Raw genomic sequence first — 10,863 nt, 5'->3', positions numbered from 1 at the left:
AAAAATTGCGTACTAACTTATAAGTAATATAATCGCTTATTTTTCTCAGTTTTGCTGAAAGAATAAATGATAAAAACGAACTACGAAGCCGTACGGGCTTTTTTACAAAATAAATTTCGAAAACTATGTCAAATCCATCAAAATTACCATTTGGAAAAGCCAACTACACTTTAATGTTGTTGGGAATTATCGTTGTTCTTGCAGGTTTCTTTATTATGAGTTTAGATAAAGAAGAATTTGGCTTTGGCTTTTTAGGGCTGACACTTGGCCCCTTGGTAGTATTGGCAGGGTTTACAATCGAGTTCTTTGCTATTCTCAAAAAGGCTTAACGGATATTTCCTAAAGGTTTATTATAAAAGTATTAACCGTTAAAAAACAAGAAGAGGAATTCTGAAAAGAAAACAGGTTCTTCTTTTTGTTTTTTGTATTTTTGAACGATTAATATTTCCTACTAAAAGATACTTAAACATTATATGTCTATCATTCAATCAATTATTCTAGCCATCATTGAAGGACTTACCGAATTTTTACCTATCTCATCAACAGGACACATGGTTTTGACCAGCTCGGTTCTTGGTATTGAAAATGATAAATTTACGAAGCTTTTCGAGGTTTGTATTCAATTAGGCGCTATTTTGGCGGTGGTTGCTCTTTACTGGAAAAAGTTTTTTGATTTTTCAAAATGGCAATTCTATGTAAAATTGATGCTGGCAGTTGTTCCAGCTTTGATTTTTGGCAAATTATTCGATGACTTAATTGATGAACATTTAGGCAATCCCGCATTTATTGCAACAGTTTTATTGCTTGGGGGCATCATTCTATTATTTGTTGATAATTGGTTTAAAAAACCAATTTTTGACGAAGAAGCAGATATTACTAATATTACTGCCATCAAAATTGGCGCTTATCAGTGCTTAGCAATCATGTTTCCGGGGCTGAGTCGTAGTGCCGCTACAATTATTGGTGGTATGCAACAAAAATTAACTCGCAGCCTAGCGGCTGAATTTTCTTTCTTTTTGGCTGTTCCAACAATGACGGCAGCTACTGGGTACAAACTATTAAAATTTATCAAAGAAGAAGGCACTATCACAGGCGAACAAATAAAATTATTGGCCATAGGAAATGTGGTAGCTTTTTTTGTAGCGGTGTTGGCCATTAAATTCTTTATCAGTATTTTAAATAAATATGGCTTCAAATACTTTGGAATTTACCGTATTGTAGTAGGTTTACTTATTTTGGGGTTATTGGCTACTGGACACACACTTAGCGTGGTTTAATAGCATTGAGCTGAAATATCAAAATTATGCAGCTATTTTCGACAAAAAAATGTTTCTAATTTTTATTATCGATTTCCATGCTCTTGAAAGGTAAGTGGCTTAAACTTTGGAGGGACAAAATTAGATTTAAGTTTTGTTTTAGGCACTAGGCAACAGGCATAAGGCAAAGAGTGTTGAATGTTATTTCCGAATGCCCAAAGCCGAAAGTTTATTGCCTGAAAAATTAATTTTTATGAATGAAAAACAACAAAATCAGCCTGTACAAGATCCTGGAGAGGTGTTGCTGATTGATAAACCACTTACTTGGACATCTTTTGACGTAGTTAAAAAATTGAAATATGCCGGTAATTTTAAAAAAATCGGCCATGCAGGTACTTTAGACCCCCTAGCAACAGGTTTGCTTATTCTCTGTACTGGTAAAATGACTAAGCAAATAGACAGTTTTCAAGCCCAAGAAAAGGAATACTCTGGAACCTTAGTTTTAGGAAAAACCACACCATCTATCGATTTAGAAACTGAATTTGATGGTGAATATCCTACTGAGCATGTTACGGAAGAGCTTATGCACAAGGCTTTGGCACAATTGACTGGTACTATTTTGCAAATTCCACCGATTTATTCAGCAATTTCGGTCAATGGAAAACGCTTGTATGAGTTGGCTCGAAAAGGCAAAACCGAAGATGATATCGAAATTAAATCCAGAGAAGTGGAAATTAAGAAATTTGAAATCGATACCTCGGAGTTTCCAACGATTCATTTCCGAATAGTATGCTCAAAAGGTACTTATATTCGCAGTTTGGTACGTGATTTTGGACTAGCTTGTCAGTCGGGTGCTTACATGAGTGCACTCCGTCGCGAGCGTATCGGTGAGTTTGAGGTCGCTAATGCCCTGACTATTGAAGAATTTGTTAAACAAAGAGCTACGGCTCTTGTGAAATAGCATAAAATATGATTTGTGGTGTGACTGTGTCGTACCACATTTTTTTTAGACTAACTTTGTGATATGAAGGTATATTACGGAATCCAAGAATTTCAAAAACTAGAAAACGCAGTTGTTACCAGTGGTACTTTTGATGGCGTACATTTGGGACATCAAAAAATATTAAAAAGGCTGGCCGAAGTAGCGCAACAAACAGGAGGAGAGAGTGTAGTTATTACCTTTTACCCACATCCTCGCACAGTGGTTTCGGCCGATAATCAGGAAGTAAAGCTCCTTTCTACTTTGGATGAGAAAATAGAATTGTTGACCCAAAATGGGGTTCAACATCTTGTGGTTATTCCTTTTACCCGTGAGTTTTCTGAGCTTACCTCTGAGGAATTTATCCAAAAAGTTATCATCAATACGATAGGTACCAAAACTTTGGTAATAGGCTACGACCATCGCTTTGGTAAAAACCGTGAAGGTGGATTTGACTATCTCGTCCAAAATGCTAATAGATATGGCTTTATTGTCGAAGAAATTTCTAGACAAGATATTGACCATGTTGGGGTAAGCTCTTCCAAAATTCGTAAAGCTATCCAAGAAGGCGATATGACTCAAGCACAACATTTTTTGGGTCGTAATTATGATTTGAGTGGCTTGGTGGTAAAAGGTAAACAAATCGGTAGAACCATCGGATTTCCAACTGCCAACATTCAAGTTAGGGAACAAACAAAGCAGATTCCTCAAGATGGAGTCTATGCGGTTTGGGTATATTACTCTGGCCAAAAACTAAAAGGTATGCTCAATATTGGCAACAGACCCACAGTTGATGGCACTTACAAAACAATAGAGGTGAATATCTTAGATTTTAATAAAGATATTTATGGTGAAAACTTAAAAGTAGAGTTTGTTCAAAAAGTAAGGGCAGAACAAAAATTTAATGGTTTGGATGCACTTAAAGCTCAAATCGCTTTAGATAAACTTACCGTTTCGGATATGCTCAAATAAGGCTCATTTTCCAACCTGACTTTTCTGGATTGTTAGGTTGGAAACCTCATTTTCGATTTTATTAACGCTTGAACAATGGAAGATTCAAAAGATATTTTACTGATTGATGAAATATTACTTGTTCAAAAATTTGAAGGTAAAGGTGGCTGGACTTACGTGGCGTTACCCAATATTCCTCAACATCCACAAAATCCTTTTGGCTGGTTACAAGTCAAAGGTTCTATCGATTCATATCAATTATCACGCTATAAATTAATGCCAATGGGTAATGGGCATTTGTTCTTGCCTCTCAAAGCAGAAGTTAGAAAGCTCATCAACAAAACGACAGGGGATTTTGTCCATGTAAAGCTGTGTGTTGATGATAGTAAATTGCTAGTTCCAGAGGAGTTTCTATCTTGTCTTTCCTTAGACGATAAGGCTCAGAATACTTTTGAGCAGCTTTCTGAAAGTCAAAAGGAGCGATTTATCAAGTGGATTTTTTCATCTAAGAACCATGATTTAGTAATAGATAGAATTGCTCAATCGCTGAAGGTTTTGTCCCAAGGTTTGAAAATGCCACCTCATTAAGTATTTTTTGTAAATTATACGCCTACGATTTGTGTAACTATCACTTTTTATGGATTTCAATCTTTTCTTTATCTAGGCTTCCTCCTTTTTGAAAAACTAGAAAATACCCTTTTCGTTACCAAAGCATTGAATGTTTGTGCTGCTGATTGCTAGAATCACTATTTTGTTCTATACACTTCTGAAACCTTCACTTTTTGTAATTTACTTTATTTATAAAATAAATTCACTTCAAATCTTTGTTTTTCGTCGATTAACTATAAATTGCGTCAAAAGAATAACAGAGCATTTGACACATGAAATCTACCTACCAATTTTTACCTCAACTAATCACGCGTACACCTGCCTTTGCCTTTAATGACGAATTTGACGAAGATTTTCTATTTCAGCTATTGGATAATCCCCAATTTGTTGAAGCGCTCTATTTAGCTTCACCTGTATTGTTGGAGGAGGCTTTATCTCTCAAAAATCAAGAGAAAATCGACACCAAGAAAAAACAAAAAGTCCTATTCTCATTAGCTAAATATTATGCTAGAATGTGCTCAAGATGTACGCCTTTTGGGCTTTTTGCTGGATGTGCCATGGCCGAATGGTCTCAACAAACCGCCCTAGAGTTGGATAATTCTTTTCAACGTCATACTCGCTTGGATATGCATTACGCAGGAGCATTGGCTCAGAGACTAGCCGAAATTCCTCAGGTTTGCCAAAGGATTTTTTACTTCCCTAATTCTAGTCAGTATCGTTTTGGAAATGAATTTAGATACATTGAATATCGCTATATCAATGGAAAACGTCATCATCAGATTTCGGCTATTGAGTATTCTCCCTATATCGAGTTAGTATTACAAAAAGCCCAAAATGGCGCTACAATGACTGAATTGGCTAGTGTTTTGTTAGAAGATGAAATTACGCTAGAACTGGCTACCGACTTTGTGACTGAACTAATCGATGCTCAACTGCTGGTAAGTGAACTTGAGCCTACCATTACGGGAGAAGAGTTTACTCAACAACTGATTGGTATCTTATCCAGAATTAATCAGCAAGGAGATTTGGATACGCTTTTGTCTATTTTACATCAAGTAGATAAAGCTTTGAATGATTTAGACCAAAACCCTCAGAACTCAGTTTACGAGTATCATCGAGTAATGAATATTTTGCAGCCATTGGGAGTTCCATTTGAGGAGGGAAAATTGTTCCAAACCGATAGAATCAATAACTTGAAACAGGCAGTTGTTCAGGAGGATTTGCAGAGTCAAATAACCGAGGTTATCGAGTTGTTGTACAAAGTTCAGACGCCATCAGAAAATGCCACGCTTCAACAATTTATAGACCAGTTTTATGAACGATATGAGGCGCAGGAAGTTCCGCTACTGGAGGTTTTAGATACCGAATCGGGCATAGGATATGGTTCTATTGGAAAAAATCAGCTTACTCCCATTGCAGAAGGGCTCGGAATGCGTACGAAAGCTTCTGCAATGAAATCTTGGCAGATGGGCGCATTTGAACAATATCTTTTTCAAAAATGGTTGGAGGCTTATCAGCAAAAGGCCTTTCAAATAGAGTTGAACGAATCAGAAATGCAAGCTTTTTACTCAGAGAAGTATCCCATGGCGGCATCTTTTCCTATTATGTTTCGTTTGACAGGGTTAAAAGAATATCCGGTTTATCTCGAAAATATAGGAGGGTCAAGTGCTGTCAACATCATTGGTCGTTTTGCTCATGCCTCCAAAGATATCTTTTCTTTGGCGCATCAAATTGCGGAGGAGGAGCAGCGGATGAATCCCTCAGTAATTTTGGCTGAAATTGTTCATCTTCCTGAAAATCGCATTGGCAATATTATTTTGCATCCTGCTTTTCGTGCCTTCGAAATACCCTACTTAGCAAAATCTTCTGTAGATACCGCGCACCAACTATTGCTTGATGACTTATTAGTATCAGTTGATATCATGACACGTAGCGTGCATATACGCTCCAAAAAATGGCAGAAGGAGGTTATTCCGAGATTGAGTAATGTGCATAACTATCGGCAAAACGCTGTTCCCGTTTATCAATTTTTGGGAGATTTACAACATCAAGGTCAAACCATCTCAGTAGGTATTCATTGGTCAAAGGTATATCCAGAGGCAAAGTTTTATCCAAGGGTTTGTTATAAAAAACTGATTTTGGAGCCAGCTACATGGCAATTACAGCAGATAGATTTTGAGAAAATAATAAATTATCCAGAGAGTTCAGACTTGCTAGATGAATTTGTGAAATACTGGAATTTGCCTCAACGGTTTGTATTATCGGATGCAGACAATGAGCTGTTGGTCAATCTCCAAAACCCGCTTAGTGTACAAACTTGGTTGGATACTATCAAAAAACGATCTCAAATTACGCTCAAAGAATTCTTGTTTGAACCAGACAATCAGGTATTTCTGAATGCTCAACAAAAGCCTCTTGCTAATCAAATTATAGGTTTTTTGGTAAAAAATGAAACTCATTTCGCTAGTTCTCCTCTTGTACCAAAGCCTGCTATGTCCATTCAAAGGTCTTTTGCGCTAGGCTCGGAATGGTTGTATTATAAAATCTATTGTGGGATTCAAACTTCTGAGGTGATTCTTTCAGAAGCGATAACAGCTATTTTAGACCAGCTCAAACAAGCAGAACTAATAGACTATTGGTTTTTTATTCGTTTTGCTGATCCTCAAAAACACCTTCGTTTACGTTTTCATTTAAAGGATATTTCGCGTATGGCCGAGGTCTTGATTGTTGTAAATCAGATGCTGGAAGAATATCTCAAAAATAATAGGATTGTAAAAATTGTAGTAGAAACCTACGAAAGAGAGTTGGAGCGTTATGGTGCTTCAATCATGGAGGAAACAGAACAATGGTTTTCGATGGATAGTGATATGGTTCTTGGCTTTATCAATGCTACTTCCAAAGAAAATAGAGATGATTTACGATGGTTGTTTGCCTGTAAAGCCTTAAATCAGTTATTAGATGATTTCCACTTGACCAATCAGACGAAGTTCTCCATTATGGAGGCCATGAAAGAGAGCTTTGCCAAAGAGTTTAATGTCGATAAACAGATAAGAATCTTACTGGATACTAAATTTAGAATCAACCGTGCAAGTCTTGAAAAGTTCCTAAAACTAAGTTTGGAGGAGGAAAGCGAATGGTCTCCGCTGCTGTCACTTTTGCATACCCGCTCAAACAACACTAAAACCTTGATAGAGAAAATAATTTCCAAGCAAGATGCAGCATTACGAGGCAAATATTTAAGTGATTTAATTCACATGACCATCAATCGACTCATTCCAGATGGCCAACGAACACATGAATTATTGATTTATGATTTTATGTGTCGTTATTACAAATCGCTCATGGCTAGATCTCAGCAATAAGCTATTGGGATGTTAGATGAGTACTGTACGAAGGATTTAAACAATTTCAGATTTTGGATTTCTGATTTCGGAAATATAGAGAAATAGTAGATTTTACCTCCGAAATCCAAAATCGATGATTTGTATTTTTATCGAGAGCATTTTTGTTGTAGAGGCAACCCTTGCGGTTGCCTCTACAACAATCCTATTTGAGAGTGAAAAACCAAACCTTGGTATACCACTAATTCATCATCTATCTGTGAGCGTTTTGAGGAAAGCAATCAAGGCTGTTTTTTCGGTTTTACTGAGTTTGAGTTGTTCATCCGAAAGGGTTTGGTTTTCTAATTCTACTCCTAAGCCCAATGCACCACCGTGGTCATAAAAGTCGATGACCGAAACTAGGTCTGGATACGCTCCATTGTGCATATATGGGGCAGTCTTTTCGATATTTCTTATGGTAGGGGTTTTGAAAGCATAACGCCAATCATCAATTTGAGGATTGTGAGTGCCTCGTCCTAAATCTTTATCTATTTTTTTGCTTCGAGGTTGGTCAAAAACTCCCAAAACTTCCGATTCTGTTTTCTGAAAATCAGGTGGAACGGTTCCGTTGAAAAGCGGGAAAAAATGACAAGTACCACATTTTGCCTTTCCCATAAATAGATTAAATCCTTGTTTTTCTTGATTGTCTAAAATCCCTGTTCCTTTCATATATTGGTCGAAGCGACTATTGAATGGCGCTAAAGAACGAATATAAGCGCCAATGGCATTACGCAAATGTCTGGTTTCTATTCGAGTAACTTTTGGGAATGCCTTCTTAAGAACCTCGGCATATTTGGTGTCTTTTTTTATGGAAATCAAAGCTTTTTCTAAATTTCCTTTCATCTCTAAAGGATTATGCACAACCTTTTCGGCTTGTTCTTCAAGGCTACCTACGCTCAAATCATAAAATTGTTTGCTTTGTAAACCAGCATACATCAGCGTAGGCGTATTACGTTGTACTCTTTTTCCTGAAATACCTATAGCTTTGATTTGTCCATCTGTAAAAGCCTTATCTGGTTGATGGCAAGTCACGCAGCTTATTCCGTTCCCGTTGGAAAGAACAGGGTCAAAAAATAGCTTTTGCCCTAAGGATGCTTTTGCCGTAGAAGAATAAGCCTCAGAATTATGTGTATAAAAATCTCCGCTAAAAGCATTTTTATCAAAATAAGTACCAGCCTCGGCCGAAAGGATGCGAGTATCTTTAAGTGGGGCGATTTCTTGAGTTTTTTGCCAATTGATTATACCCTTAGTCAGCGGTTGAAGGTACTGTTTGATGCATGTCAAGGCATCGAAACTTTCATTTTTTGGTTTTTCTAAAAATTGAATACTTTCAGAAAATGCTTTTTCTAAATCCTTATCTACTTTTCCAAAAAGATTCAAATAAACGGGTAAATGTGCCAGTACAGCTATACTTTCAGCAATTTTGTTTTGTGAAAGTGGGGTATCAAACCCACTCAGCCCGAGTGAACTTATCCTAAAAACTTCCAGCCGAGCTGCATCCAGACATTGACTTGGCATGTATTCTAAATCCTGTAGGGTCTGGTACCGTTTGAGTTCTGTTTGTAGTTTATTGATTTGATGAATCAGCTCCTGATAGTTAGCAGTATCGATTTTCGGAAAAACATACTCCTCAATCACCTGAAAACCTCCGGGCTCATTAATCATATTTTCTTCTATTTCAATCTCATTCAAAGGTGCTCCATTGACAAGTCTTGTTGCCGAAGGCATGAAGTATTCGGTGATAAACTCGATTTTTTTATAGGCTATTCTAGCTTGTAGAAAAGTTCTTTGAATCGAATCTTCGGGTTGTTTTGTTACTACTGTTTGCTGAAACCTTGATACTTGCTCATTCAAAATTCCTAAATCTACTGCCATTTGCTTTTTAAAGGCAATAGTGGGGTCTTCTGGTTTGCATGACCCTATCGTTAAAATAAAGAAAAGGAATAGGTAATTTTTCATGGATTAAAAGCATAAAAATTGCCCCTGATCAAACAACCAAGGGCAATACGACTAACGAGAGATTTTATTTGATTTAGGGAAATGTCGTTTATCTTGGTATTCCCGACAAAATTACAACTTGTCCGCCTTCTGAGAATGATCCTGTGCTACTATCTGAAATACTTTTTGCTATTGTTGTATTACTACCGTCTGCGTTACTGTATTTCATATCGCGCCAAGTATGTGGGTGAATGTTTAACAAGAATGTTCCTGGGATGCCCACAATATCTGAAATGTCTTGCATGGCTCCAAATTCCCACGAACTCAAAGTATTTACATTGATAGGGTTATATTTGGCATTGAAAGTAGCGTCTGTACGACGATGATTCATTTCAATCATTGGTTTCAAGGACTTATTAGCGATGCTATATTGCCACACACGACCATCATGCTTATTATCGGCATAGAACGAATCACCGTCTTCTTGAATATAGACATAGTTTTCGGTCACGCAGATGTTGTCTGGGTTTACGATGCTATTACCTGGGTCTGAAACACCATCAACTAAAGCTTCCAAAGTACCTTTCAATGGGTTGTTGGCATCAAGTTCCAAATGGTATACACGTCCCCACATGGTCTTTCCAGCTACTGGAGTTTTCTTATCGCTTTGGCTTACACCTGTCGCTGTGAAGTAGATATTACGATTTTTTGCGGCCGAACCTTTTCCATAGTCTACATCCTCTACACGAGCAAATTGAATCGCATTTTTGGTCACAGAAAGCGCCGCAATCTGCGCACCAGTTAGGGTTTTAGCATTTTCTATTTCAACGAATTCTACATCATATTTCTGTCCAACGGCCATGTTGGTTTCGATGGGGTCGTTGTTGGTTCTCTTCAAAAAGTACAATTTGCCATTGCTCAAATCGCCTACTGTATTTGATACGTAGGCAACTAACTGCCCGTTCGAATCATCTTCGCCAATAATGATAACTGTTTTTCCTGAAAACGCCTCCTTAGGAAGTGGCACCGCATTTTCCATACTTGCTTTGCCTAGTGCTGGAAGTACTCTCGAAGCATCTTTTTTGCCCGAAATATCTGCCAATGGACTGATTCCGTGTACCAAAGACTCGGCACCACTTTCGCCCGCTGTCAAAAACATAGGGCCAAATCCATGAACTTCTGGTGTTGCTAAGGTTGCCGAACACAAGCGCCACGTGCCGCCATCGCCATCCAAAATGTATTCACCTTTGGTTGGTTTGAAAGTTTTATCTAGGTAAACCCTTGAAACAGAACGAAGAATTTCGTGATTATTTATTAAAATGTAACCTTCACCCGAAGGGTTTTTCATTAAGCCAGAACCATCAGGTTGTGCTCCAAAAACAAAATTTGGCGAATCTGCTAGTTTGTCGTCTGAACTGATCAATGAATTGATTTTGATTGATTCATATCCAGCGAGAGTCTGAACCAAAGATGGGTTTACTGAGTAATCCTTGATAACAACTGGTGAGCTAGGAACACCATTTTCATCATTTTGACACGAAGTGAGGCCAGCCAACGCCAAAGATGACGCAAGAGAAAGTGATAAGAGTTTTTTCATAAATGTTTTAAAAGCTTGTATATGGTTGTTGCTTCAACCTTCATTTTGAATTTCGGAAGCAAATTTAGGGATACACTTTAGCCTAAAGTTTACAGAAATGTTAAGAGAATATAAATCTATTTTACAGGCTTTAGGCTGTAAGCTATGGGCTTT

General features: G+C 37.5%; 8 protein-coding genes. 6 read left to right on the top strand and 2 right to left on the bottom strand.

The genetic code is table 11. The features are described from left to right. Positions 1-125: 125 nt before the first annotated feature. The 6 genes from ACOVQ4_RS00355 to ACOVQ4_RS00330 all read left to right on the top strand — a co-directional run bounded on the left by ACOVQ4_RS00355 (position 126) and on the right by ACOVQ4_RS00330 (position 7,157). The gene (locus tag ACOVQ4_RS00355) at positions 126-329 is read left to right on the top strand and encodes a DUF3098 domain-containing protein (RefSeq protein ID WP_421818693.1); all 204 of its coding nucleotides are present in this window, start codon (positions 126-128) and stop codon (positions 327-329) included. A 144-nt stretch (positions 330-473) separates the two neighbouring features. Further along, a complete protein-coding gene (locus ACOVQ4_RS00350; RefSeq protein ID WP_421818692.1) occupies positions 474-1,277 on the top strand; it encodes an undecaprenyl-diphosphate phosphatase in 804 nt (267 codons plus the stop codon). 232 nt (positions 1,278-1,509) lie between these two features. Beyond that, positions 1,510-2,217 (top strand): tRNA pseudouridine(55) synthase TruB, encoded by a 708-nt coding sequence (gene truB / locus ACOVQ4_RS00345; protein WP_421818691.1) that lies wholly within the window; start codon positions 1,510-1,512, stop codon positions 2,215-2,217. A 63-nt stretch (positions 2,218-2,280) separates the two neighbouring features. Then, complete coding sequence (locus ACOVQ4_RS00340; RefSeq protein WP_421818690.1) at positions 2,281-3,207, top strand: bifunctional riboflavin kinase/FAD synthetase; 927 nt, start codon at positions 2,281-2,283, stop codon at positions 3,205-3,207. Between the two features lie 75 nt (positions 3,208-3,282). Further along, a complete protein-coding gene (locus ACOVQ4_RS00335; protein ID WP_421818689.1) occupies positions 3,283-3,774 on the top strand; it encodes a YdeI/OmpD-associated family protein in 492 nt (163 codons plus the stop codon). Positions 3,775-4,067: 293 nt separating this feature from the next. Then, positions 4,068-7,157: a lantibiotic dehydratase gene (locus tag ACOVQ4_RS00330; RefSeq protein ID WP_421818688.1), complete on the top strand. Its 3,090-nt coding sequence runs from the start codon at positions 4,068-4,070 to the stop codon at positions 7,155-7,157. A gap of 228 nt (positions 7,158-7,385) precedes the next feature. On the opposite strand, the gene ACOVQ4_RS00325 is transcribed toward ACOVQ4_RS00330, so the two are convergent. Together ACOVQ4_RS00325 and ACOVQ4_RS00320 are read right to left on the bottom strand one after the other, a co-directional pair. Beyond that, on the bottom strand, positions 7,386-9,134 hold the full coding sequence (locus tag ACOVQ4_RS00325; RefSeq protein ID WP_421818687.1) for a cytochrome-c peroxidase: 1,749 nt from the start codon (positions 9,132-9,134) through the stop codon (positions 7,386-7,388). Between the two features lie 88 nt (positions 9,135-9,222). Continuing rightward, the gene (locus tag ACOVQ4_RS00320) at positions 9,223-10,710 is read right to left on the bottom strand and encodes a hypothetical protein (protein WP_421818686.1); all 1,488 of its coding nucleotides are present in this window, start codon (positions 10,708-10,710) and stop codon (positions 9,223-9,225) included. Positions 10,711-10,863 lie beyond the last annotated feature (153 nt).

This window comes from Flectobacillus sp. (genome assembly GCF_049240685.1).
Classification (GTDB): domain Bacteria; phylum Bacteroidota; class Bacteroidia; order Cytophagales; family Spirosomataceae; genus Flectobacillus.
The sequence above is the reverse complement of the archived record's forward strand: the minus strand, read 5'-3'. Positions and strand labels throughout refer to the sequence as shown.